The sequence below is a fragment of the Komarekiella delphini-convector SJRDD-AB1 genome (assembly GCF_014831675.1).
Lineage (GTDB): Bacteria > Cyanobacteriota > Cyanobacteriia > Cyanobacteriales > Nostocaceae > Komarekiella.
This window is the reverse complement of sequence record NZ_VJXY01000007.1, coordinates 72332-97349: the sequence shown is the minus strand read 5'-3', so window position 1 is coordinate 97349 and position 25018 is coordinate 72332. Positions and strand designations below refer to the sequence as shown.

Sequence of the window (25018 nt, the reverse complement as noted above, 5' to 3'; positions counted from 1 at the left end):
GTGAGTGATACAGAATATAAAGGCTGAAAATCAGAATAGTTAAGCTCATCCTATCCCTAAAATGTGATGGGATAACACGAAAGACAGTTGACAGTTGACTGTTAACCGTCAACCGTCAACGGCGTTGGGGCGTCTTTCATCACCTACCGAGAAGGAATAGTTTTCCCGACGTCTTTTCATAAAGCTTTGAAGAATTAAGGAGTTTGAAATACCACAGGATTTATTGACAATGAAATCAATAACGATAATGAGGAGTTTTCCAAATTACAAAAAAAGCTGAAACTCAAATTGATCAGAATAAAAATAGAGTTTCAGCTATGTTAGAGATTCTATCTAGATCGAATTGAATGTGAGTTAAACATAGTATTATCTGAGACTTATAGCAATATAGTGCTGTCATTCCATATGTAGGCGATCGCTAAAATTTTATGTTGTCTGTTTGATCCACTAACAGCCAAATTAGATTGTAATATTATCGCTTCCTTGATGATTAATCAATAATCGTAAAATCGATAGCCCTAAAATTATTAAAAATAACACTAAGCCAATTGTACATGCATAGCTAATTTCTAAATTGTTGAAGGCTTGCTCATATAGATAGTAAACAATTGTTTTCGAGCTACTGAGTGGCCCCCCTTGGGTCATGATGTATACTTCTTCAAATACTTTGGTGGCAGAAATAGCTGAAATTACCGCCACTAATGCCAAATACGGCTTCATCAAAGGTATGGTAATATCTAAGTGTTTGCGGATACCATCAGATCCATCAATGGCTGCGGCTTCGTACACATCAGCAGGAATTGATTGCAAACCCGCTAAATAAATGACCATGTAGTAGCCTAGTCCCTTCCACACAGTCACAGCCATCACACTGGCAAGAGAAATTGGCACAATTCCAAAAAGCTTAGCAGGGCTAGTTAACCAAGGAATACCTTCTGGAAAAATACCCAAAGTTTTGAGGAACTGATTAAGTAAGCCGTTTTCTGCATACAACCATTTCCAAGCTATCCCCGCAACTACCATTGAAATCACCACTGGAGTGTAGTATGCAGATCTAAACCAATTCATTCCCCGTAGTTTCTGATTAACTAAAATTGCCAAGATTAAAGGAGCAATTACTAAAATCGGTACTACACCCACAAGATATAAAAAAGTGTTTTCTAAAGTTTTCCAAAAAACTGTATCTTTCCAAAGCTGAAGGAAGTTAGCAAGACCTATCCATTGCGGCGCTTCAGCAAGATCTTCGTAACTGGTAAAGCTGAGGTAAAACGCTTGCAGCGCAGGCCAAAAAACAGTTAGCCCTAAAAGAACTAAGGCAGGTAACAAAAACAAATAAGGAGTCAGCCGTTGTTTAATAAACATCCAATTTTTAGAAGTCAATTGATTCATCGGTGCATTTTTTAGATTAAGGTAACGCATATTGGGGTTTTGCTCTGGAAAAATCTTCAAGACTAAAAGATTTGGGGATGTGAGTAGATTTAAGCTTCAATATTTTAAAGGCATATATTTGCGTAGCTTGCCGCCGTAGGCATCGCCCAATTTTTGCACATGGAGCAACTGCAATGGAAACTCAGAACAACCTATCAATTGAACACCAAAATGTCCCCACAAATCACCGTGGACTACATGATTTTTTGTATAATTCTGACAACGAACACACCACTACTGAAGTGAGCATAACCCCTGAATTGGCAAATAATGGGGTTGAAATCATGCCTCTTGCGGTTTGGTGTGCAGCTGCTCAGAATGCAAAAATCGCAGGTGTCTATGCAGTATTGGACACAGAAAGTTGTATGCAGTACATTGGCTATTCCCGAAATGTGTTGCTATCTCTAAATGGTCATGTCGCCCAAAATGGTGAGCAAAAATGTGCTTTTGTGCGTGTGCAAACATTCAAGTTTCCCAAGCGTCAAGAAATGGAAGATTTACGAGACGCGTGGATAGCAGAACTAGATAGCATACCAGCTGGTAATGCTTCCGAAAGCGAAATGTGGGCTAGTACGGTAGGCGAAGTTGCTAAGGCGGCAATGTCAGACGTGGAACGTCAAGCCTACGAAGAGAAAAAGTTAAAATTACGGAAAGCAATGGCTGACACAACCCTCTCTAAAGAGTCAAACACAATAGATACAACTGAAGCCGAACGCCAGCGTCAACTCGAAGCTGCTGTAAAAAACGATGACTGGAGTGCAATTATCGACACACAGACACAAGAAACTCAGCATTAGAAGGGTGCTAATTGAGATTGGTGCAAGTCATACCAATTAAAAAAAGAAGGTGACAGACAGAACATGTAGAGACGTTGCAATGCAACATCTCTACCAAAGGATTTGTTGCAATCATTAATTAAATTGGTATCAGGTTAAATAGTCATAAGGCGTCCCTTCTTATTTGTACGCAAGGACACCTTTAGTGTGGGCAGTTTATAGAACTTATACAGATATTAGGACTTACCGCACTGAAGGCTGAAACCTAGATCCCCCCTAGCCCACGCCAGTCGCTCATGGGGAGCCACCCCAAGGCGGAGGTTCCCGACGCTCGTTCGCGTAGCGTGTCGCAGACAAGACTCGCGCTTCGCTGCGCTATCCGTTGTGGGGAGTGGCGTGGAAACCCCCTTGGCGCTAGCCTCTCCCTTTGGGAGAAGACCGCGCTGGCTCCCCTTCAAAAGGGGGGAATTTATAAAGCCCCCTTTTTAAGGGGGTTGGGGGATCTGAGTGCGTAAGTTCTGAGATATATTACAGCAGGTTTTATATGAATAGACCGCAGTAGGGCTGGCATTACAATGCCAACCCTACTAGCGCATTGAACACAGGTAAGAATTTCTAATTAGGAATTATTTGACTTCACTAGCAGCAAACTTATTGACTTTACCCTTTTGCACTGCAACTACCACATCGTAAGTTGCACAATAAGCGATCGTTACATTATTGGCTTTATTGTAAAGGTTGACTACCATTCCTGCACCACCAGGTTGAACTGCGATCGGTTCAAGATCACCAAAAAAGAAACGACGTAGCTGATCACCGCTACCAAATTTACCCTTATTCTTGATGAGCATATCAATTTTTTGTTGAGCAGTTAAACCCGTAGCATCTTTCATTTCCTCGGCTGATGCTCGAACTAATGAAGGATTCACAGCCTGGAGTGGAACATCCCAAACTGTCAAAATACCAGCTAGAGCAACACCTGTAAGTAGGGATGAGGCAAGTTTCATTTATTTCTCCTGATCTTTGATCTCGAATAATCAAAGCATCGCACTTGGTACTGAAGCTTATATGAAACCAAGCCAGAGTTTATCTGAATTTATCCCTTGGGAATATTCAGTCTGAATTCAGCAGATTCTCAGACAAGTATGGTAAACTAATGCGCGTCTAAATTGCATAATTACTCTTTGTAGTTGTTAACTGTTGACAGTTAAGGATTAATAGTCAACCTTAATGTCGAGGTAATGTGCAATTTAAATGCATAACAGCTTATTTTAATTTTTCAGTTTATTTTCAGTATTTTCTTATATTTATCTAATCACCTAATAAAATAAGCTGAGTATAATTAACAGTATTTTCATATTAGTATTATTGTGACTCAACCGAGAAAACTGCATCATCTTATCCACAAAATTCCAGGTCAAACTTATCTCTGGTTAGCAATCCTGATTTTTGGAGCATCTAGTGCAGTTACTCGTAAGCTCACAGAAATCGGTACTCAACATTTTATCGGTAGTCGAAATCCAATTTCTTTATGCAATGTTTTGTTTGTGGGAAATCTGTGTGCCTTGATCATTCTAATACTGATTTATTGGCGACAGTGGAACAAAACAACTTTGATGCAACTGTCAAAGAAGGATTGGTTCAGTCTAACAGCAGTAGCAATTTTATCAGGAGCGATCGCCCCTGGTTTAATTTTCCAAGCGCTGGCATTAACTAAGGTTAATAATGTGATTTTGGTTGGTAGGTTAGAACTCCCTTTAACTTTGGCTTTGTCCATTTGGTTGCTGAGAGAACGAGTGAATCTTTGGGAAATTGTGGGAGCGATCGCAGCATTTATCGGTGTTACTCTAACTATTATTCTTCAGCCTCCACAGGAAGCCATGATCAACATGGGAGGTTTCAGTGTGGGTATCGGAGAACTTTTGGCAACAGCAGGAGCAGTGGCTTCGTCTGCTGCCACAATTGTTAGCAAAGGACAAATCTCTCATATTCCTCTGGGAATTTATAGTATCTTTCGTACTGCCCTAGGAACTGTAATATTTTTCTTCCTTGCTTTAATACTATATGGAAGCGACCATTTCATGGATGTGTTCTCACCTTTTCTGTGGCGATGGATGTTGCTCTATGGTGCTTTAATTGTGGTGTTAGGTCAGTCATTTTGGATCAAAGGCTTGAGAGCTTCTACGGTTTCTGCTGCTTCTTTAGCTAGCTCTTTTGTCCCAATTGTGGGTATAGTGGCAGCTTATTTAATACTGAGCGAAGCTCCTACATTCGCTCAATATATCGGCGGTAGTTTAATTTTAGTTGGCATATTTTTAAGCCAGATTGGGATTCGGCGTCAAAATTCTCGTATTGCTTTGAGTAAAGTTAGCTCTAATCAAGCAAAACAAGAAATAGAAACTGGTATGGGATTTAAAGGTATATAGGACTTACGCAATAACTCTCTGAAACTCTTATTTCTTCTCTGCGAGACGCTAATAAGTCCTAGTATATAAACTAAGGATTGGATATTATCTGAAATTTATACAGCAGCGATCGCACAAACTTGTAAACCAACAGGCGTGCGAATAATCACAGATTCGACACCAAATACTTGCTCTATGGTGTTTGGGTTGAGAACTTTTTCTGGTGTGCCAACTTCCCAAAGATGACCCTGTTTTAACAAAGCGATGCGGGAACTATAGCGAGCCGCTAAATTCAATTCGTGTAAAACTGTGACAATGGTTAATTCTTGTTGCTGATTCAGATTTTTAAGTAGTTCCAGGAGTTGTAATTGATAGTTAATATCTAAATAAGTTGTAGGTTCATCTAATAGTAATACCTTTGGTTCTTGCGCTAGCGCTAAAGCCAAAAAAGCGCGTTGTCTTTCACCGCCTGACAGTTGTTCTACTAGGCGATCGCTTAATTTTTCAAGTTGCGTTTTTTGAATTGCAGCTTCAACTTTTTGCCAATCTTCAGTGTTTAATTCCCATTGCCACCAGGGTTGATGTGGCGTGCGTCCTAAACTTACTAATTGCCGCACTGTCAACCCCACAGGAACCGTTTGTTGTTGTGGTAATAATGCTAGTTTTTGTGCAACTAAATTCGGTGGTTGAGAGTGAATTGCTTTGCCATCAAGTAGCACTGTTCCTTGTTGAGGTGAGAGAATACGGCTCAACAATTTGAGTAATGTAGACTTTCCAGAACCATTCGCACCGACTAAACTTAACCATTCTCCTGTTTGCAGAGTCAGATTAACATCTTGGACAATTGGTACTGCGGCGTAACCACCAGTGAGATTTTGCAGTTCGAGAGGCATTTTAATAATTTAAAATTAGGAAAAATAAAGTGTTTTTAAACGCAGAGGAACGCGGAGTAAATGCAGAGGAATGGAGAGTCTTGTCAAATTTAATTCGCTTCGAGTTTATGAAACGTTGTATTCAGAATTTATTAAAGCCAGCAGAACGACGATAAAGCAACCAGATAAATAATGGGGAACCTAGCAAGGCGGTGACGGAACCTACTGGTAGTTCTACTGCTCCTAATCTGGAGAGTAAATCTGCAAAGGTGAGTAACCATGCACCAGCCAGCGCCGAAAGTGGCAAAACAAAGCGGTGATCTGTACCGACGATGAGGCGGACACCGTGAGGAACGACAAGACCAACAAATCCAATTAAGCCGCCAATGCTGACTGCGCCTGCGGCTAATAGAGTGGCGATACCACCAATTAAAAGGCGCGATCGCGTTAATGAAACCCCCAAACCTACAGCCATATCGTCTCCCAACGCCAGCACATTAACCGACCGCGCCAGTAGACATCCGCCTAGCAGTGCGACAATAATGTAAGGGCCAGCCGTTGAGATTTCTTTCCAACCGCGCCCATTAAGAGTACCAACCAGCCAGCTGAGCGCAATTTGAATTTGACCGTCTTCAGCTAGTAAGAGCAATGTACTTTGTACCGCTCCAAATAAAGCGCTTACAGCTACTCCGCCTAAAATTAACCGCTCAACCGAAATTCCCGATCCTGCACGACCGAGCAAAATGACGATCGCTGAAGTCAAAATTGCTCCCATCCACGCTGCCAAAGGAATCGCGACTGGGAATACTTGCAACACTATCATGAGAATGACCACTAGTCCTGCACCCGCTGAAATGCCAAGAATAAACGGATCGGCAAGACTATTGCGTAACATACCTTGTAGCAATGCTCCAGACATTCCCAAAGCTGCGCCGACGATGAGAGCAGCGATAATCCGCGGGAGACGCAAATCCCAGAGGATTGTCTGTTTGACGCTATCACCTTCGTGAAGAATTGCTTGCCAAAATTCGGAGATACTAAAGGGTACTGCACCTTGAGACAGGGACAGCACTAGCGTTACCACCAGTGCCGTACCGAGGAGTAAAACAGCCCAGATTACGCGGTGCTTGCTAAAAATTGTTGAAAATAATCTAGTCAATTTTCCATTAAATATTTTCATTGATGAAGAAATCTACTACTACGCTATCTGTTGGGCAGGAAACCTACACGCTCACCGAAGCATCAGTGTAAGTAGTTCACTTGAACAGTTATCAGTAAAGAATGAGATGTTTATCCTTGGGTTTAAAAAAAACCACCAATTGGTGGTAAGCATTGTTTAACAGTTATCAGTTATCAGTTTTTTTCTGACCACTGTTTACTGTTTACTGTTCACTGTTTACTGTCTAGACATTGCTTAAGAAATCGCTGTGGAATCTCTACACTTTCTCCCCAATGTAGATGAATATAAGAGGCGTGAACATTCCTAGGTAAACCCCATCCTTCGCGTCCCATATTTTCCTCACAATCGTAGCGATAAGCTTCAAACAAGGGCTGATAGGGATTTGAGATTAAATGGGAACGATGAAATTCATGCCCATAAACATTTGTACCGGCTGTTACTAGCAAATTATCCTGCAAAGCTACTGCGCGACGATACCCCAAAGTTAAACGTTTACCCATGACAGCAGATGTCGGTAACACTCCCGCCATTGACCAAGATTTACCTTCAAAATCGATAATTTGCTCGCACAAATACATCAATCCTCCACACTCGGCGATCGCAGGCATTCCTGCAAGAATTGCTCTTTTCACCTCATTCCGAACGCTGGTATTTTGTGCAAGTTGCTGAGCAAAAACTTCTGGGAAACCACCACCAAAATACATTCCCTGTATACCCTTTGGTAGTTGAGTATCTTCCAAAGGACTCCAGAAAACTAATTCTGCACCCAACTGTTGCAGCAAATCGAGATTGTCTTGGTAATAGAAATTAAAAGCGCGATCGCGGGCAACTGCAACTTTGATGGAGGGGGGAAGAGAAAGAGGTGGAGAGGGGGAGAATGCTTCTGATTTTAATAGGGGTAATAAACGTTGCCAGTCGAAGCAAGTATCTCCTAAATCGGCAAGGCGATCAATTAAAGCATTGAGTTGGGGTAGTTCTGCTGTGGGGACTAAACCCAAATGGCGATCGGGAATTGTGATGTTATCCTGACGCCGCAATACGCCGAGAATCGGCAATTGTAGGGGTTCTAGAGAGTCTTTAAGTAGAGAGAGGTGGCGATCGCTGCCCACGCGATTGAGTACTACCCCAGCCATTTTAATTCGGGGATCAAAACAGCGGTAGCCGTAGGCGATCGCAGCTACAGAACCAGACAAGCGACTGCAATCAATCACCAATACCACAGGCAAATCTAGCAACCGAGCGATGTGAGCTGTACTGGCAAAGGTGATTGGGGAACTCGGGGCCCCCTCTGGGGATAAGGGGCAATGGGGACTGGGTATTGGGTATTGGGAAGAATTTAGTTCCCAGTCACCAATCCCTAGTCCCCAGTTCCCGAATCCCTTCACTCCATCAAACAACCCCATCACCCCTTCCACCAAAGCATATTCACTCTCTTGACTATGACGAGCAAAACATTTTTGAACGTAAGCTTCTGAAGTCAGCACCGGATCTAAATTCCGACAAGCACGACTAGTAACATGCTGATGAAACATCGGATCAATATAGTCTGGGCCTACCTTAAAAGATTGCACCACGCCACCACGACGGCGCAAAGATGCTAAAAGGGTGAGCGTGACTGTTGTCTTGCCCACCCCACTACGTTCTCCTGCAATGACTAAAGCCATAGGGGTATCGGGTATTGGGTACTGGGTACTGGGGATTGGGTACTGGGAATTGGGAAGAATTTAGTTCCCAGGACTAGTCCTAATCCCTAGTCCCCAGTCCATAGTCCCTAATCCTCAGTCCTCATTACATCATTTAATTATCCAGTTTGAGAATCTTCGCTGTCACTGCAAGGCTTTCTTCAAAAAGTGACTCACGACCCCAGCGTTGTACTTGCTGACTCAGCAAGGCTTCCGCCTTTTGTTCCGAAAGTGAACTTACTTGTTGAAATAGACCTGCGGATTGAGCACCGCCGTGTGTTTCCATCCGCATACAACCACCAGTTTCCGAGCAGATTACTGTACCACAGTCTGCCTGGGGATTTGTTGAACTGAGGCGCAAGGCAATCAAGTCGCCCATAATCTGACCGACATCAGCAACCGGGACTCCTGCTAACTCGGCTTCTACTTGTCGTTGATCTTGGGCCACGAAGCGAATTCGAGTTATGTCATAATCTCCGCTTTCCTTTTGGTAAGAAACTGGCTGCCATTCCAACCGACTCGCCAGCCAACCCAAAAAAAGCAAAGCTTGAGCAGGGTTGCCTTTTTCGTAATCAATTGTTACTCTGTCAATTTCTTTCAGAGCTGCGCGACGGTGGGGTGAGTCGTATGCTTCAGCAGTTAGCTCTTGCCATGATGAAAGACGACGCCAGTTGAGGTCAGCCAGAGGAACGCCAATCTCTACCAACTCTTGCAGGCTGAGTAAATCGCTTTCTGGCTCGTTAAAGTTGCAAGAATCTACAATTACATTATTGCAGACTGCTGCTAGTCGTTTGAATAGAGGGTTGTTAGGGTCTGGTGTTGCCTTCCACCAGAGAAACTTCGGCAAGCCACCAATCAACAATGCCGGAATCATCCCACCTATGCGTTCTAAAGCAGCAGCAGTGCCACTAAGAGTTATATATTCACAACAGATAAGTGTACTTGATGATTGTTTTTGGATGGGGCAATAGGCAGAAACTTGAGCTTTGACCCCTTCATCTTCCCCAGCAATTGGAAATAAGGCAATGATGCGGCAAGGGTTGCGAAGGGCGATCTCATCGGCAATTCTGGGGCTTGCAGCATTTAAGCTATAAGTACCACCACCATTATCTCCTGTAGCCCCTCCCTGACGTTTGGAAAATTCTTCCCGTAATACGGCTAGGGTTTCAGGCGTTGCTGTGCCAGTTTCCGGCACTCCATATTTTTTCTGGACTTGTCGCAGTGCTGTGTCCATTTGCGGCCCTAAAATCCCATCAATCGGGCCGTTGTAAAAACCCAAAGCAGCTAGTAGATACTGGGTTTCTTCTGGTTCGTAAACAACTAAGGTAAATGTCGTGGCTCGAGTAGCAGCCGGAAGCCCACCGTCTTCACCGGTGATGCCGTAGCTTTGCCAAATTTGATTAAGTTCCGCGTCTATTTCTGAGAGCGAAATATCCTTCGGTGCTTGGAGTGAAAAAATGGTAGGAGCTTGGGGAGTCATAGCAAATTGTGGGTTTTGTCATTTGTTATCTGTCATTAGTCATCAGTCATTAGTCATTAGTAAAAACAAATGACAAGTGACTAATGACTCATGACTAATTTTTACAGTCTGCGCCAGCGACGACCATCTTGATTAATTAAGAATTCTGCTTCCGCTGGTTCCCAAGTTCCGGCTTCGTACTGGGGAATGGAAGTGGGATCTGCGGGGGCATCCCAAACGGAAAGGGCTGGAGTGACTACCTGCCAGGCTGCTTCCACTTCGTCTGCCCGTGTGAACAATGTTTGATCACCCATCATACAATCAAGAAACAGGCGATCGTAGGCATCAGAAGTTGCTTGGATGCCAAAGGAACCATAACTAAAGTCCATGTCAACGGAACGAGTGCGGAATTCGGCCCCAGGCATTTTCACATCAAAGCGTAGAGAAATACCCTCATTTGGCTGAATCCGCATCGCCAAAATATTGGCGTTTGCTTGCTGCGCGGCGGATTGAAACATCCGAGAGGGAACTTCGCGGAAGTGGATCGAAATTTCACTTACTTTTTTCGGCATCCGCTTCCCGGTTCGTAGGTAAAAGGGAACACCTTGCCAGCGCCAGTTATCAACCAGAAACTTCATCGCTACATAGGTGGGTGTTGACGAATTGGGATCAACTCCTGGTTCTGTACGATATCCTGGCACTGGTTGACCCTTCATCCAGCCAGCACTATACTGACCACGGACTGCTGAACGTGACAGATTATGAACATCAGCAAGACGGGTAGCTTGGAGTGCTTTCACTTTTTCTGTGCGGATGCTGTCGGCGTCCATTGCGTTGGGTGGCTCCATTGCAGTTAAGCAATAAAGCTGCATCAGATGGTTTTGCAACATATCCCGCAGTGCACCGGCTTTTTCATAGTAACCAGCCCGGTCTTCCACTCCCACGGTTTCTGCTACGGTAATTTGAACGTGGTCAACAAAACGACGATTCCACAAGGGTTCAAAAATCGCATTGGCAAAGCGGAATACGAGCAGATTTTGAACTGTCTCTTTACCTAAGTAGTGGTCAATACGGTATACTTGATTTTCTTTGCAGAATTTCTGTACCACTTGGTTAAGACTCTGAGCAGAAGCCAAATCTCGACCAAAGGGTTTTTCAATTACCAGACGATGCTTATACGGATCGTCCAGCATCCCTGCTGTACCTAATTGCTTGATGGCTTCAGGAAAGAAGTTAGGAGCCACGGACAGGTAGAACATTCGGTTCCCACGTGTACCCCGTTTCTCATCTAATTCGCTCAAAAGGTTTTTTAGTTTCTGGTAGCCTTCAGGATTGTCTATGTCTCCAGGACAGTAGAACAGACCTTGAGAGAAATCTTGCCACAGTTCCCCTAGATCGACACTAGCATGGGCTTCTTCCATGCCCTTTTGCATCTGTTCGCGGAAGTAGTCGTGGCTCCACTCTCGACGTGCTACACCGACAATGGTGGTTTCTGGTGGAATGCGCCGTTCCCGCCGCAATTTATAAAGTGCTGGCACTAGTTTGCGCCAGGTAAGATCACCAGAAGCTCCAAAGATGACTATAATCTGGGGTTCGGGCATCCCTTGCTGTTGCAGGCCAACGCGCAGGGGATTTTCTAGCAGACTGACCATAGAAGTTTGGGATTTGGGATTTGGGATTTGAGATTTGGGATTGGGGACTGGGGATTGGGGACTGGGGATTGGGAAAACTCTTCCCCAGTCCCCAGTCCGTAGTCCCTAGTCCCCAGATCCTACACTGGTGACAATACCTTGATTTTTTCTTCTAAAGAGTTCATCAAGGATTGAAAGGGCTTGACAAACTTGTCAATTCCTTCAACAAGTAGTTCGTCCATCACTTTACCGAGATCAATATTGATGTCGGGATCTTTAAGGTTTTCCAGCAGCGTGTAAGCTTCTTCTACGTTCGTTTCCACGCGATTAGCTACATCGCAGTGATCAGCGCAAGCTGTAATTGTCGCGGGTGGTAGGGTGTTAACTGTATCTGGGCCAATCAACTCATCGACATACATCACGTCGTTGTAGTTGGGGTCTTTGGTGCTGGTACTTGCCCAAAGTAGCCGTTGGACTTTTGCCCCTTTTGCTGCCAAGGCTTGCCAGCGATCGCTGTTAACAATTTTCTTGTATTCTTGATAAGCAATCTTCGCGTTTGCGATCGCTACTTTCCCTTTGACAGCTTTTAGCTTTGCTTCTACGGCAATATCATCAACGCCTTTTTTCAATTTATCATCAATTTTGGCGTCAATGTTGCTATCAATCCGACTGAGGAAGAAACTAGCTACTGAAGCAATGTTGCTGATGTCTTTACCCTCAGCCACCCGTTTTTCTAAGCCACGAATATAAGCCCAAGCTGTGTTAATGTAACTATCTACAGAAAACAACAGCGTGACATTGACATTCATGCCTTCGGCTATTACCTGTTCTACTGCTGGTAAACCAGCCTCAGTACCAGGAATTTTAATCATCAGATTTTCCCGACCAATTTCTTGGAAATAACGTCGGGCTTCGTTTATTGTGGCTTGAGTATCATGAGCGATAGTGGGTGGTACTTCTATGCTCACGTAACCATCGAGTCCATTCGAGGCTTCATATACAGGGTGTAATATATCACAAGCACTGCGGATATCTGCAAAAGCTAGCGATTCGTAAATTTTGTATGTTGGTAAGCCAGCGCGAACTCCGGCTTCAATATCGGCATCATAAATTACGTTACCAGCGATCGCTTTTTCAAAGATGGCTGGATTGGAGGTAATTCCACAGATTCCTTGATTTTCAACCAGGTCTTTGAGTTCGCCTGATTGGATGATGTCACGGCTCAAATTATCCATCCAGATACTTTGACCGTATTGTTTAATCTCTAGTAGATGATTGGTTGCCATAGCTCTTGTTTTTCACTCCTGTTAATGATGTTTCCAAGTGAAGGCAAGCAAAACCCATCAAAATGTTAGTTGACGGTAACTCTTGAATTCTGACGTTGCCAATCACTTATTGCATCGACCAGCTGAGGTAATCTTTAATTCACATTCATTAAAGTGCTATTCTGCATTCCAACCACAAAATGCCATGATTAATTTTCTAATTACTGACTTACACCAGATGCATCTTTGACAATCTTTCCACCCCCGTCTATTTTTGACGGCGGAAAAACCGACGTTAAAAATAGACAAAAACTATACACCGTCAAGCATCTGCGCCTTCTGCTTTTTACTTTGTATTAGTGACCGTTTTGAATAAAAGACTCCACCTTTGCGACATCCTCTTTACTACCAATAATTAGAGGCGTGCGCTGATGCAGTTTTTTCGGTACTACGTCTAGAATATCTACCAGTCCTGTAGTGGCGCGACCACCTGCTTGCTCAATCAACAAGGCTAAAGGAGCAGTTTCATACAACAAGCGCAATTTACCTTCTGGTTTTTGAATTGTGCCTGGGTACAGAAACACACCGCCTTGAACCAAAATTCTATGAATGTCGCTCACCATCGCCCCACTGTAACGAGCGGTATAGCCCTCTGTGCGATGAACGTAACGAATATATTCCCGGATTGATTCTTCCCACTGCCAGAAATTCCCTTCGTTTACGCTGTAAACAGAACCGTGGTTGGGAATCCGAATATTTTCTTCTGTGAGAATAAACTCCCCTAAGCTGGGGTCAAGGGTAAACGAATGAACCCCTCTACCAATAGTATAGACCAGCATCGTGCTGGGGCCATATAGTATGTATCCAGCAGCAATTTGCTTGCGTCCGTCGGTGAGTAGGTCAGTCGCCTTGCCATCGCTATCGTTTCCTTCTTGTTGCCGAATGGCAAAGATGGAACCTAAACTCAGATTAGTATCAGTGTTGGATGAACCGTCAATTGGGTCATACAGTAGGGTATAGCGACCAATTGGGCAATTTTCTGGTATGTAGTAGGGGTTTTCCATTTCCTCGGAAGCTAAGCGACAGACTAAGCCGCTTTGCTTAAACACCGAGATAAATACGTCGTTGGCATAGACATCCATCTTTTTGACGGATTCTCCTTGCACATTTACTTCCCCAGTAAAGCCGAGAACGCCTTCCATTAAACCAGCGCGACTGAGGCGACGAGCAACCAGTTTACCAGCTAGGGCGATCCGATTCATCAATGCACTTAAATCTTGTGCATCTGGTGAAAAACTCTGAAGTTGCTGTAAGACGTGACGGGATAAGGTTGTACAATCACGATCTAGGGCTTTATCTGTAGGATCGTTGATCAACAAATCTAAAGATTCTGGCGCTTTAGCCATTTTTGTATTCTCTCTAACGATGGGCTGTTAGTTGGGTGGTCTTTTTGCGTGGCAATTTATGGTTGCTGCCTCTATCTTAGAAAGGTAAGTCTCTAACTTAGATGTGATTTTAGATAAACTAAAGAAATGAATATTTGGCGGCTTCTATTTCCCAAGCATAAAAATGCCGAAGCTTAATGTTTGGCTTGATTGTTTTGTAAGGATAGACACCACCAATAGGAAATACTTTTTTAGTAGATATACTGAGATATTTTACTCTGTCATCGGAAAATCCAACTAGTTGTGATATGTGTTTGGCGATCGCAACTAGTCGGGCGTAATTTTATCAGGTTGCTTGATTTTGCATTGTTTCTAGTAAATTTCAACGACATTGTATTGCGTAACTAGAAAACAATTTGCTATTATAAATATTCGTGTTTGTTAAAACTCTGGCTTTTTGCCCCAACCACCTCTTCGGTTATCTTCTCGCGGTTTGGCTTTATTGACTCTGAGTTGACGACCCATCCACTCTGCACCATCTAACTCGGTGATAGCTGCATCTTCTTGGGCATCATCATTCATTTCAACAAAGGCAAAGCCACGCATCCTACCTGTTTCGCGATCAGTAGGCAAGACAACTCTTTTGACCTCGCCGTAGTCTGCAAATACGGCTCTTAAGTCTGCTTCGGTAGCACTGTAGGAGAGGTTTCCAACGTAAATAGTCATGTGAGATCACGTAATTGTCAACAAAGAGCGATTAGTTCAGCGGCAAAACAGATTTAATAAAATTGCAAATATTGCATAATTTCCTCTACAGCATTCGCCATTCGTGAATGTTGTGGAAGACTAACCAATCAAGTCAGGCGACATTATTTACAATTAAATATGCTATCTGGAGGTAGTGCTTTGCTGAGATTTCTTCAGTGAAGCAACTGCCCGTGCTAAACTTACGCGTACGCTCATATAATAACTGATTGTGACGTTTTTCAAAGTATGAGATTTTACAAACTCTCATCACGTTTAAACATATAGTCTCATATTATTTTCATCGTAGTTTTCATAAATACTGCTAATAACGCCCAACTGATTTAAGAAAATCAAGAGCTTGATAAATAGGGAACCTAGGCGTAACTTGGGTAATCCCGCGTCTAATTGTGACGCGGGAGGATATCATTACCTAAACATTAGTCAATTGAAATCTGCTGAGGGCCACTGGCTTTGCCATTATGTGCCTCAGTTATGGCAATGGTGTAACTGTTGGAGCGGATTTGTTGATCCAGCCAACCTTTAACGGGATCGTCTGCAAGGTTAAGTCGAAGTACACCAGAGAAGAACCCACCCAGAAACGAAACTGGATGCTGAGTCAATTCTCGAAATATAGGTGACAATTCATCAATGAACATTAAGATTCTCCTAGCGCTGTCGTAAAAAATTATCACTTTTTAACTGATCGTAACGTGTCTAGCGCTGTACGGTTGAATGTCACAAGGGGGATGGGATGAAAGACGCCTTTTTAGGCTGTTGACTGTTAACAGTTAACCGTCAACAGTCAACAGTCTTTCGTGTTATCCCATCCTCTTCTAGGGGTGGGATGAGCTTAACATTACCCATAAAACTCCGTAATAAAAAAGCAGTGGTTAAACTTCGGCTCAAACCACTGCTGTTTATTGTAATGATAAGTATCTATCCTAAGTTGATAGTTAGTTTACCTTATGAGCTTGGTTGCTGATCGGGAAACATACACTTGTCAGAATCACAACCACTAGGGCCCGCTTCTGATAATTCACCTAAGTCATAGCGGCTTAATACAGCACAGAAATCATCTGTTTTGCGCCGTGCTTTTACTTCTTGAATCAAACGTTCGTAGGTAATTTTATCTATTGGTTCAAACGGTAAACGTGGGAATGATTGCAAGTCATCAAAACGGGCTAAAAGAGCGGCGGAAATATATCCTTCATCATTTTGAATGGCTTCGTATATTTGCTGTCCTAATGGTTCAATTTCATCAGAGCGCAGTTCTAAAGTAGCCGATGTATTATGGGTAACGTACCAGCGCTGAACTTGGAGAACAAAATCAAATTGAGCTAAGACTGAAAACTGAGAAACATCAACTTCATCAGCACCAGATAAATCAGCCCAAGGTACAGAAACAGGGATTTCTACTAACCATTCGCTCACTCGTGGATCAAAGGGGTCGTTGAGTAAATTGCCTTGTTCATCTTTGTCAGATTGAGAGGGAATGACATTATAACCATAGTCAATACAAGCTAAGGCTACTGGGTCATTTTTCCCAAAAGTAATCCGCCGGATAAATCTTTGGGCTTTGGGAGGATGCCATCCAGAACTAGCATTAGTTAATAAAGCTTTAGTACCACTAGGTTGGACTGTGGTGCAGCGATTTGGACGTTTAAGATTGTGGCGATCGCAGTAATCCCAAACCACCCGATGTACAATATCTCTCCAAGAACTTAAATATTTCTCTTCTTGGTGCTTAAACGCTAATCCTTGTTCAGTTGCAGGTCTTCCTTCGGCCCACCAGCGCAGCCAATCAACGCCAAAAGCATGGACAAAGAAATCAAATAAACCTGTGAAAGAAACCCCTACAATTGGGTCTAAATCACGGCTGTATTGATAGCGAGGTTCTAAGAATTTGTGATTCAAAAGTGCTGCTACAGATAATGCTCCAGCAGTGAAAGCTTCCTCTTGTTCTTTATAGTTATATGGATCTATTTGATTTAGGTGGACTTCTGACAAATTGCAGTGGAAGTTACTGCCGATAATTTCCATTTTTGTTATCCTAGAGGCTTTTTATCCTCTAGTTCTACGAGTTCTTAATTCCCCGTAGATCCGACTATATTTTCTACTAAAGATTAAAAGTATCATTAGTAGCCGGAGACTCGTGGAGCCGTTGTTAAAAACGGGAGTAAAACCCAGATTATATTCTTTTTACAATTAACATCTATTTGAAATTGTAAAAAGGTTCACTCTCTAGTCTGTACGGTGTCAAAGGTGCTTTAATCTCTCTGATTACCTCGGTATTCCCAATCGCAGGGTTCACCGATTTTCTCCGGTGTTTAACGTGAGGCAAAATTACTTACCACACGGATTTAGCCCATAACGAGCCAAACGATGTTCTAGTTCATTAGCATCAAGCTGAGGATAGCGTTCCTGTAACCATTGTTTTGCTGTTCCTTGTTCGTAAGATTTCAAGAAATCAGTTTTTAAGTCAGAGGTTGACAGCAAATCAATGTTCGCTCTAGCTACAGCTTCACCAGCCCATTGAATTGCTCCCTCACCGCTGTAATATTGTTTGCGGACAGCATTCAGACATTCTTCTAATGTCGGTTTGCGGTGAAAAACTCTAGTATGATTTGCCATCCTTAGAGCATCACGCTCTGGATCAATTCGCCAGTTACCGTTTTCATCCTGCTGCCATAAGTTATCTTTAGCAATGGCTGCTTGTTGGTCGTCAGCCGTAAATTGACGCATCCCTGCACTTCTTCTAATATTTCCTGCAACAATTGTTACAGCAGCTTGGTCAATTAACAGACAGCATTCAACTGAATTTAATTGTCTACCTACAGCTTTATTGAGAATGGATGCACAACGCTGATAAAGTCCAGGCAATTTAACAGGATTAGCAACTCCTCCAAAGCCGTTAAGAGTTTCTCCTGCTTTGCGTACGTCGCTGATATCGACTAATACTTGTACAGACGCAAAATTTTGCGTTTCTACTTTGGCAAATCGTTCATCAGTAGAGAGTTCCAATAGGGTTTGATATGATTCAACCCAACCTTCACGGCTATCTCCCACGTGAATAGTGACGCTGTTGCCTTCTATACGGGTTTGAGTATATTCACGACGCATTTGTTTAGGCGTGCTACCGATTTCACCTTGTACAGTGACATTTAGGTGATTGCGGATGGGTGGCAACTGGTTAATATATTGTGGTTCTAGGATGGCTCCAGTACCACAGCCCATCATTGCCAAATCCATCATCAATCCGAAGGCACTCCAGTCTTCTAGATTAGTAGAGGTGCAATTATAAGCCCCAGAAAAGTTCTTGGGCTTAGTTATCCAGTTTGTACCACCAACCCATAACCAGCGCCCACTAGGTAAAGCTTTCAAGTTTCGTTGCATCAGATCTAATATGGCAACTTCTTCTGGGCGTAATTTCCCCAACTTGATTAAACCTGTTAGGGTGCGATCGCATACCTCATCCCATGTTTCTCTCAACCCTGCCGCTGTACGGCGGCTGTAAGTTCTGAAAAAAACAGGATTGGCAGCAGGGGCGGTTTCTGGAAACTTTGCACTTTGGCGTTTTCGTTCAAGCTCTCGAACCATAAATCAAGTCTTGTTGCATGCGGATAGATATAAGACTATACGCCAAGTAGTTTTAGGATTAAAGATTGTCAAATTGTCCACTTTACGCTAGCTCTAAGCCGCACTAATTGCAACAAAAATTTATGATGTATAATGTCGATTCTCCTCCGACACAGCTAAGTACTGCGTTGCAATTAAAACATAAGTTTATCCAAACGCGAGCGCTGATGGAAAGACAGGATTAATAAGCGATCGCAAGTGCATAACTTTCTCTCACACTCATAACAGTTAATTGCGTCTACGATCTGAAATTAAGAGATAATCGCTGAAACCATCATGCTAGAGTACGATCCATCAGCTCGTTTGCCCTCTTCAAAAGAGCTACCTGACTCTGACGATACCCCAGTAGATAATCAATTACAAAGATCAATTCCTGATTTACTCAGAACTATATTGGCAAGGGCTTGGGCAGATAGGATGGATTGGTTTTTTGGTATTCGTATGGGTATTTATTACGACCCAAATTTACCAGCGATCGTCCCAGATGGGTTTTTAAGTTTGGGTGTAGAGCGATTTTATGATGAAAATCTCCGCCCCAGTTATGTGCTTTGGGAAGAGAAGAAACTACCGATATTAGTGCTTGAGGTCGTATCTCAGACATATCGCGGTGAGTACTCAACTAAAAAAGCAGAGTATGCAAGATTGGGGATTTTGTATTATGTAGTTTACAATCCATTTCGTCGCCGTAAGTCACGTTTAGAAGTTTACAAATTAATTAATAATGTTTATGAATTTCAAAATGGTAATCCTGTTTGGCTAACAGAGATTGGTTTAGGAATTGGCATCGAACGAGGAACTTATCTAGGCATTCCGCGAGAATGGATGTATTGGTATAACCAGCAAGGGCAGAGGTTTTTAACACCAGAAGAAAAGGAAAAACTTGCAGAACAAAAAGCTCAGCAGGCAGAACAAGAAACCCAATTATTACGAGAACGGTTGCGATCGCTCGGTGTAGATCCTGATTCTCTGTCCTGAATTGCTATCAAAATCTATTAATGAAATAAAGCATAACAATTGCGTAGACGCAAAGCGGCTTGTCGTTAGACATCGCTCGGTGTAGATCCTGATTTAATCTAAGAGGATGTTTTAAAAGTCCTCTGCTCGGTATCAAAAAGTTCTAGATCCTCCTAAATCCTCCTTAAAAAGGAGGACTTTGATTCCAGTTCCCCCCTTTTTCAGGGGGGTTAGGGGGGATCTAGAAGTGCCTAAAATTACAGCCGACCACTTTTAAAACATTCTCTAAAAACATTCTGCTACATTAATAAAGTCCACAACGAAGCTCCGAAGTTCATGACCGAAGCTCAAAGGTTCATTAATGAAGCTTAAAGGTTCACGAATGAAGCTCCGAGGTTCATTAATGGAGTTCAAAGACTCATTCACGAAGCTCCGAGGTTCACTAATGAAACTCAAAGGTTCACGAATGAAGCTCCGAGGTTCATTAATGGAGTTCAAAGACTCATTCACGAGTATAAAAGACTCGTTCACGAATATCAAAGACTCATTCACGAGTATAAAAGACTCATTACAGTAGTTTTCATTTACTTAAATCACACTCTCGCCTTCTTCTCTGCGCCTGGAGCGCATCTGCGTGAGACAAAAATATTTCAGTAATTACGAATTACGAATTACGAATTACGAATTACGAATTACCCTATTGAGGCTTGCACTCACACTTTCAGCATCCGGTGACTGCAATCGCTGCAAAATCTTTAAAGCTGGTTGCAAATAGGATATCGCTTTAGTGTATTCACCCTGTTGTTCTGCCAAATCTCCTAACCACCACAGAGTCATTGCTTGAGTTCGGACATTTCCAATGCGTTCATTTATTTCCAAAGACTGATTGTAGAGTGCGATCGCTTCATCCACTTCTCCATTGTCAGCTTTCAGCATCCCTAAATAATGATAAATTGATGCTAATTCTTGTTCGTCTTCTGCGGCACAAAGATTTAAAGCTTGTTGGTAATAGTTTAATGCTTGATCAACCTCACGCATTTTGTGTTCACAATAAGCAATTTGTTTGAGAAGACTATGGTTTTTAGTAACTTCTAAGGTTGATTTGCACAGATGCATTGCTTCCCGAAATCGACTTTGATTCCGCAAATGTCCTGTTAATGAACTAACTATTTTTCCCGCAATTTCTCCATCCTTCCCTAACTACGAATTAATATGTCTCTTGCTCCTTGGCGAGGCGCGATCGCCCGTGCTCTCCATCGCAACCGCAGCCTTGTTTATGCCCGTTATTTGCAACTAGCAACAGTACGAGCAAATGGTCGTCCTGCTAATCGTACTCTAGTCTTTCGCGGCTTTTTGGAAGATACCAACCAGCTAAAATTTGTCACTGATGCCCGCAGCGATAAAGCCGAGCAGATACAGCAACAACCTTGGGCAGAAGTTTGCTGGTACTTCCCCAATACACGAGAACAATTCCGCATCACTGGATGCTTGACCCTAATAGGCAATGATGATTCTCACCCTGCTCGCATCACCAGTTGGCAGGAACTAAGTGATCCAGCGCGTTTACAGTTTGCTTGGCCCCATCCTAGTCAACTAAGAGAGCAAAAAGCAGCCTTTGAACCATCACCGCCCGATCCGGCTCACCCAGTGCCTAATTTTTGCCTGTTGCTACTCGACCCCGTGCAGGTCGATCATTTAGAATTACGCGGTGAACCACAAAATAGATGGCTATATTGCCGTAACGAACAGCAAGAGTGGTCTACTCAAGAAATTAATCCGTAATTTAGTGGTCAAAAGTCAAAAAGTCTAGAGTCCAGTGTTAATAGTCCAAGAATCTTTGACCAATACTTCCTTAGTGACACAGAGCAAGCAGATTTATCTGTGGAATGAATCAAAAATCCATCTTGGAAAGTTGAGCGGGACGGAAACCGACACCGCCCATTTTCCGCAAAATCTAAAATCCTCAAGCCCCTAGATTTATCAGTGGAGTCAATCCAAAATCTGTCTTGAAAAGTTTGCTACGGAGGGAAACCCTCCTTACAATTTTCTGCAAAATCTAAAATCCTAAATTAATTGACCCCTGACTCCTGACTAAATACCAGCACCATCTAAAAATTGCTGGATCGCCTTATCTCTAAGGTTACATGAGCGAGAGTTTTGTACCGTCTCATCTTCTTTAACAGCTAAATTACCCACCAAAACAGGAGTTTTTTCAGAAGAATGGGTACGCTGGAGATTTTGTATTTGTTCTTCAAGTGACTCAATACGAGTTACCAAAGCACGAATCACCTCGGCTTCCGAATCTGGTAAATTATTGTGTTCTAACGGAGCAACCCGCACTCCAGAACGGTAGACAATACGACCGGGTACGCCTACCACAGTACAGTCAGTAGGCACATCTCTCAAGACAACTGACCCAGCACCAATGCGGACATTGTTACCAATTTGGAGATTGCCCAGTACCTTCGCCCCAGCTCCAACTACGACATTTTCGCCCAAAGTTGGATGGCGCTTGCCGCTTTGTTTACCAGTCCCTCCAAGGGTGACACCTTGATAAATCAGGGCATAGTCGCCAATGATCGCTGTTTCGCCAATTACCACACCCATCCCGTGGTCAATAAATACGCTTTGTCCAATGACTGCACCTGGATGGATTTCAATTCCAGTCAAAAACCGAGCTATGTGAGATATCAAGCGAGGGATAAAGGGAATGCCAACACTATGCAGCCAGTGAGCTAGCCTATGGAAAAATAGCGCTTGCAACCCAGGGTAACAAAACAAAACTTCCAACCAGTTACGGGCAGCTGGATCACGTTCAAAGATAATGCGAAGGTCAGCACGCAGAGTAGATAGCACGAGATAATACCCTCGGAAAGCAAAACGAGCTACTCTCTCATATTATCGTCCCAAGTGTTATCTCTCATATCTCTTAGAGGAGGATTGAGCATGAAGCATTGATTAGTCATTCACCTTGTCCCCTTGTCTACCTTGTCTCCTAGTACCCAGTCCCCAATCCCCACTCTATAGCTGCTGTACGGTTACAGTGTAGTTACGCTTCATCCCAGGATTAAATGTACCCACCCAAATTCGATAAGTGCCACTTTTCCAGTTGTTGTCGGCAATGCTAGCATCTTTACTTTTACCAGTGTCATCGCCACAACGAATTGTAGTTTTGTCTGGGCCTTGGATAAGTAAAGTTGTATCGTATCCATTGCTGTTAACTTGTATTTTCAGACGAGAAAAGTCTTTTTCCAAAATCATGATGTGATCTGGGGTGGGGTCAGCAAAGCCAATACAGGCATTCCTATGCTGATCGCGGTTACTAATGGCAGATAAGGAATAAGAACCACTTGTATACCCTTCCACTATTCCTTTTGCTGCTTCAAAGCCTTGCGACAGACTGAATTTACCAAAATGTGCTGTCTCTTCTGCTATTACAGGGGTAGCTGTTATGGTGGTGAATATAGCCAGTAACAACCCGGCACGAAACTGAAGTCGGGGGCGACGATATTTCATGGTAGCCCTCCAACAGGCTATTAATGTTATTATATATACATATTTTATTTATCAAAACCCGTATAATCTCAGTAGGTGTGCCACATTAAAATGTGCCACATTTAGAGTTTTTGTAGTTAACAGAAGTGGAGGAGTGGAAGCAGAGGGGAGGTTGCAGCACCTCTTTCCCCCTACTCCTCTGCCCCCTTAATTTTGGATTTACAATTTTCCGCAAAATCTAAAATCTAAAATTCCTTTACCCCTCTGTCTCTTGAATCCTTTTCCCCATCTCCCTTACGAGTGATCAAGTTGGAAGAAGACACCGCCTTTGAGCGAATCCGTGTCAGTTCCGTAACTACTGACTGTGAGCGATCGCAGTTTATCGAAAAATGGTTTGCCTAATACTTCAACTAGCTTCAGAATTGGTAGCTGACGCTCTATTAGATTCTGGCTTTTTGACCAGTCAAGATAAATGTAGCCTTGGTTTTGTTGGGGAATGGCAGCGATACTATCTTGGAAATTGGGATTGTCAATTAAGGAGTTGTCCTTGGCTGTGAGGACTTTATCCATTGTCTCTAGGTCAGAAGTGAAAATTTCGTAATTTCCTAAAGTTGTATGTACTCCTTGTACTTTTGCTTCAATGCTGAGCGATGGTCGCTCTTTGACATTGGGTTGTTTAGAAGCAGTGACTAACTCTGTCCAAGCAGAGATTTTTTGTTTGCCTAGGGTAAGGGGACTAATATTGAGTCCATTTGATGAGGCGATGGCATCCAAATGAGCAACGCCTTGTTGTACACCTTCAGTATTTTCCACTACAAAAATCCACTGGGGAGTTGCTTGCTCTTTCTGAGGCAACAATGCTATTGCATATTCTCCTTGTACCCAGCTAAAAACATCTTCTGGCAAGTCTACACCCCAGCGTTTTTGAACATTCGCTAATGGTTCTAGCAATGGAAAAGTCACATCTTCCTCAGAACCGTATATAGTCGCTGTAGCTTGTTTCCAGAGTTTGGCTAGATCGCTATTGCCCAAATTACTCAAATTCGAGCCGGAGATTGCCAAACCTGCTGACGCTGGAATATAGTGCAACGCTTCTACAGGTTTAGAAAGTAGTGGAGATGGGGGAACAATTTCTGATGAAGCCAGAAAGGTAGTTTCTGCTAGTAATCCTTTGGGGTTCAAAGCTAGAGAAATAATTTCGCTGTCATAGGTTTTTTCTGATAACTTTAAGCCTTGCCATTTTGCCACTATAGGAAGATTCAGAAAAGCTACAGCTAAACTACCTTTGGGTACTTGTTTAGTGGCTTTTTGGTATTCGGGGAATTTAGCCAAATTCAGATCGGGAGCTTGGACGTTATTGATGGCTTCTCGCAGCACTTTTGGATTGTTGGCAAACAATACAAAGTCTTCGCCGACAACTGCACCTGTAAGCAAGTCCTGCTCTGGTTGAGAATTGTCATAAATCAGTTTGACGCCTTTGTACTGCTCGACGGCTAAGTTTGCTCCAGCTAATGCCCGTTTGGAAAACAACAACTCAATAAACTCGCGGCTTTTCTCTGGTTGCTTGGTTGCTAATGCCATGAGATACCCTGGCTGCTGTCCATTTTCTGGATCGCGATCAATGTCTAAGGTGGTGATAGCTAGTGTAATTTCGTCTCCTAGCCAGGGCTGAATATCTTGTTTGTAATCTATGCGACTCTTAGCCAATAAACTAGTTTTGAGCTTAGACAGTTCACCTTCACGCTCCAACGCCTGTAAACGGTCTGGATTAACCAGTAATGACGCCGTAACAGGGGCAAGTTTCGACACAAATATGGCAGCACTTGGTTGGGAGGTAGAGGCAATGAGGTTAACCGGACTTTTAACGAAAAACCAATAAAAGCCAGCGATCACAATCACTAGTAGCGCGATCGCACCAGCTACTAGGAAACCAAAGAATGAGTGCCTGTTCACATTAGACCTATAAAACGCGAAGGTTTACAGCAATTTAACCAAAACGTCCAGAAATGTCTCACCATTTCAATTTGACGGCGAGATGAACGACAGGTTAAGTAGATTGCGACTTGGATAGAAAGTATGCCCGTAAATCAATACAGTTCACTT

19 protein-coding genes and 2 pseudogenes are annotated in these 25018 nt (G+C 43.0%); 4 read left to right on the top strand and 17 right to left on the bottom strand.

Features of this window, described 5'->3' with window-relative positions; genetic code table 11:
- Nucleotides 1-459: 459 nt before the first annotated feature.
- Entirely contained in the window at nucleotides 460-1389 is a 930-nt protein-coding gene (locus tag FNW02_RS08895; protein WP_191757283.1) for a carbohydrate ABC transporter permease, read from the bottom strand.
- Nucleotides 1390-1562: 173 nt separating this feature from the next.
- Here FNW02_RS08895 and FNW02_RS08890 point away from each other — a divergent pair, with 173 nt between their 5' ends.
- On the top strand, nucleotides 1563-2225 hold the full coding sequence (locus tag FNW02_RS08890) for a GIY-YIG nuclease family protein (RefSeq protein WP_191757189.1): 663 nt from the start codon (nucleotides 1563-1565) through the stop codon (nucleotides 2223-2225).
- Between the two features lie 605 nt (nucleotides 2226-2830).
- Here FNW02_RS08890 and FNW02_RS08885 read toward each other — a convergent pair.
- Nucleotides 2831-3211, bottom strand: a complete 381-nt coding sequence (locus tag FNW02_RS08885) for a hypothetical protein (protein ID WP_191757188.1) — start codon at nucleotides 3209-3211, stop codon at nucleotides 2831-2833.
- Nucleotides 3212-3574: 363 nt separating this feature from the next.
- Here FNW02_RS08885 and FNW02_RS08880 point away from each other — a divergent pair, with 363 nt between their 5' ends.
- Nucleotides 3575-4630: an EamA family transporter gene (locus FNW02_RS08880; protein WP_191757187.1), complete on the top strand. Its 1056-nt coding sequence runs from the start codon at nucleotides 3575-3577 to the stop codon at nucleotides 4628-4630.
- A gap of 95 nt (nucleotides 4631-4725) precedes the next feature.
- Here the strand turns inward: FNW02_RS08880 and FNW02_RS08875 are convergent, their stop codons facing one another.
- From FNW02_RS08875 to nrdJ (FNW02_RS08825), 11 genes and pseudogenes are all read right to left on the bottom strand, one after another.
- Nucleotides 4726-5502, bottom strand: a complete 777-nt coding sequence (locus tag FNW02_RS08875; RefSeq protein ID WP_191757186.1) for an ABC transporter ATP-binding protein — start codon at nucleotides 5500-5502, stop codon at nucleotides 4726-4728.
- Between the two features lie 121 nt (nucleotides 5503-5623).
- Complete coding sequence (locus FNW02_RS08870; protein ID WP_191757185.1) at nucleotides 5624-6661, bottom strand: FecCD family ABC transporter permease; 1038 nt, start codon at nucleotides 6659-6661, stop codon at nucleotides 5624-5626.
- Nucleotides 6662-6870: 209 nt separating this feature from the next.
- Nucleotides 6871-8325, bottom strand: a complete 1455-nt coding sequence (locus FNW02_RS08865) for a cobyrinate a,c-diamide synthase (protein WP_191757184.1) — start codon at nucleotides 8323-8325, stop codon at nucleotides 6871-6873.
- Between the two features lie 133 nt (nucleotides 8326-8458).
- Entirely contained in the window at nucleotides 8459-9823 is a 1365-nt protein-coding gene (opcA, locus tag FNW02_RS08860) for a glucose-6-phosphate dehydrogenase assembly protein OpcA (protein ID WP_191757183.1), read from the bottom strand.
- 101 nt (nucleotides 9824-9924) lie between these two features.
- A complete protein-coding gene (gene zwf / locus FNW02_RS08855; RefSeq protein ID WP_191757182.1) occupies nucleotides 9925-11454 on the bottom strand; it encodes a glucose-6-phosphate dehydrogenase in 1530 nt (509 codons plus the stop codon).
- 119 nt (nucleotides 11455-11573) lie between these two features.
- A complete protein-coding gene (gene tal / locus FNW02_RS08850; RefSeq protein WP_191757181.1) occupies nucleotides 11574-12719 on the bottom strand; it encodes a transaldolase in 1146 nt (381 codons plus the stop codon).
- Between the two features lie 335 nt (nucleotides 12720-13054).
- Complete coding sequence (gene fbp / locus FNW02_RS08845; protein WP_191757180.1) at nucleotides 13055-14104, bottom strand: class 1 fructose-bisphosphatase; 1050 nt, start codon at nucleotides 14102-14104, stop codon at nucleotides 13055-13057.
- A 420-nt stretch (nucleotides 14105-14524) separates the two neighbouring features.
- On the bottom strand, nucleotides 14525-14809 hold the full coding sequence (locus tag FNW02_RS08840) for an RNA recognition motif domain-containing protein (RefSeq protein WP_191757179.1): 285 nt from the start codon (nucleotides 14807-14809) through the stop codon (nucleotides 14525-14527).
- Nucleotides 14810-15267: 458 nt separating this feature from the next.
- On the bottom strand, nucleotides 15268-15486 hold the full coding sequence (locus tag FNW02_RS08835; protein ID WP_191757178.1) for a hypothetical protein: 219 nt from the start codon (nucleotides 15484-15486) through the stop codon (nucleotides 15268-15270).
- 307 nt (nucleotides 15487-15793) lie between these two features.
- Nucleotides 15794-16867 (bottom strand): annotated as a pseudogene (nrdJ, locus tag FNW02_RS08830) (ribonucleoside-triphosphate reductase, adenosylcobalamin-dependent); the annotation flags it as partial.
- A 309-nt stretch (nucleotides 16868-17176) separates the two neighbouring features.
- Nucleotides 17177-18427: pseudogene (gene nrdJ / locus FNW02_RS08825) on the bottom strand (ribonucleoside-triphosphate reductase, adenosylcobalamin-dependent); the annotation flags it as partial.
- Nucleotides 18428-18742: 315 nt separating this feature from the next.
- Between nrdJ (FNW02_RS08825) and FNW02_RS08820 the strand changes: the two are divergent.
- Nucleotides 18743-19441 carry a Uma2 family endonuclease gene (locus FNW02_RS08820; RefSeq protein WP_191757177.1) on the top strand — a complete coding sequence of 233 codons (699 nt, stop codon included), beginning with the start codon at nucleotides 18743-18745 and terminating at the stop codon, nucleotides 19439-19441.
- Nucleotides 19442-20098: 657 nt separating this feature from the next.
- On the opposite strand, the gene FNW02_RS08815 is transcribed toward FNW02_RS08820, so the two are convergent.
- A complete protein-coding gene (locus FNW02_RS08815) occupies nucleotides 20099-20536 on the bottom strand; it encodes a tetratricopeptide repeat protein (RefSeq protein WP_191757282.1) in 438 nt (145 codons plus the stop codon).
- Between the two features lie 96 nt (nucleotides 20537-20632).
- Here FNW02_RS08815 and FNW02_RS08810 point away from each other — a divergent pair, with 96 nt between their 5' ends.
- Nucleotides 20633-21202: an Npun_F5749 family FMN-dependent PPOX-type flavoprotein gene (locus tag FNW02_RS08810; protein WP_191757176.1), complete on the top strand. Its 570-nt coding sequence runs from the start codon at nucleotides 20633-20635 to the stop codon at nucleotides 21200-21202.
- A 309-nt stretch (nucleotides 21203-21511) separates the two neighbouring features.
- Here the strand turns inward: FNW02_RS08810 and cysE are convergent, their stop codons facing one another.
- The 3 genes from cysE to FNW02_RS08795 form a co-directional block, all read right to left on the bottom strand.
- Nucleotides 21512-22276 (bottom strand): serine O-acetyltransferase, encoded by a 765-nt coding sequence (gene cysE, locus FNW02_RS08805; RefSeq protein WP_191757175.1) that lies wholly within the window; start codon nucleotides 22274-22276, stop codon nucleotides 21512-21514.
- Between the two features lie 165 nt (nucleotides 22277-22441).
- Nucleotides 22442-22936, bottom strand: a complete 495-nt coding sequence (locus tag FNW02_RS08800; RefSeq protein WP_191757174.1) for a hypothetical protein — start codon at nucleotides 22934-22936, stop codon at nucleotides 22442-22444.
- A gap of 273 nt (nucleotides 22937-23209) precedes the next feature.
- The gene (locus FNW02_RS08795) at nucleotides 23210-24868 is read right to left on the bottom strand and encodes a DUF3352 domain-containing protein (RefSeq protein ID WP_191757173.1); all 1659 of its coding nucleotides are present in this window, start codon (nucleotides 24866-24868) and stop codon (nucleotides 23210-23212) included.
- Nucleotides 24869-25018: the final 150 nt, after the last annotated feature.

Bases quoted from the DNA above. Each gene is read 5' to 3' on its own strand.
- FNW02_RS08895 (WP_191757283.1), bottom strand. From the start codon at position 1,389: ATGAATCAATTGACTTCTAAAAATTGGATGTTTATTAAACAACGGCTG.
- FNW02_RS08890 (WP_191757189.1), top strand. From the start codon at position 1,563: ATGGAAACTCAGAACAACCTATCAATTGAACACCAAAATGTCCCCACA.
- FNW02_RS08885 (WP_191757188.1), bottom strand. From the start codon at position 3,211: ATGAAACTTGCCTCATCCCTACTTACAGGTGTTGCTCTAGCTGGTATT.
- FNW02_RS08875 (WP_191757186.1), bottom strand. From the start codon at position 5,502: ATGCCTCTCGAACTGCAAAATCTCACTGGTGGTTACGCCGCAGTACCA.
- FNW02_RS08870 (WP_191757185.1), bottom strand. From the start codon at position 6,661: ATGAAAATATTTAATGGAAAATTGACTAGATTATTTTCAACAATTTTT.
- FNW02_RS08865 (WP_191757184.1), bottom strand. From the start codon at position 8,325: ATGGCTTTAGTCATTGCAGGAGAACGTAGTGGGGTGGGCAAGACAACA.
- opcA (WP_191757183.1), bottom strand. From the start codon at position 9,823: ATGACTCCCCAAGCTCCTACCATTTTTTCACTCCAAGCACCGAAGGAT.
- zwf (WP_191757182.1), bottom strand. From the start codon at position 11,454: ATGGTCAGTCTGCTAGAAAATCCCCTGCGCGTTGGCCTGCAACAGCAA.
- tal (WP_191757181.1), bottom strand. From the start codon at position 12,719: ATGGCAACCAATCATCTACTAGAGATTAAACAATACGGTCAAAGTATC.
- fbp (WP_191757180.1), bottom strand. From the start codon at position 14,104: ATGGCTAAAGCGCCAGAATCTTTAGATTTGTTGATCAACGATCCTACA.
- FNW02_RS08840 (WP_191757179.1), bottom strand. From the start codon at position 14,809: ATGACTATTTACGTTGGAAACCTCTCCTACAGTGCTACCGAAGCAGAC.
- FNW02_RS08835 (WP_191757178.1), bottom strand. From the start codon at position 15,486: ATGTTCATTGATGAATTGTCACCTATATTTCGAGAATTGACTCAGCAT.
- FNW02_RS08820 (WP_191757177.1), top strand. From the start codon at position 18,743: ATGCTAGAGTACGATCCATCAGCTCGTTTGCCCTCTTCAAAAGAGCTA.
- FNW02_RS08815 (WP_191757282.1), bottom strand. From the start codon at position 20,536: ATGCATCTGTGCAAATCAACCTTAGAAGTTACTAAAAACCATAGTCTT.
- FNW02_RS08810 (WP_191757176.1), top strand. From the start codon at position 20,633: ATGTCTCTTGCTCCTTGGCGAGGCGCGATCGCCCGTGCTCTCCATCGC.
- FNW02_RS08800 (WP_191757174.1), bottom strand. From the start codon at position 22,936: ATGAAATATCGTCGCCCCCGACTTCAGTTTCGTGCCGGGTTGTTACTG.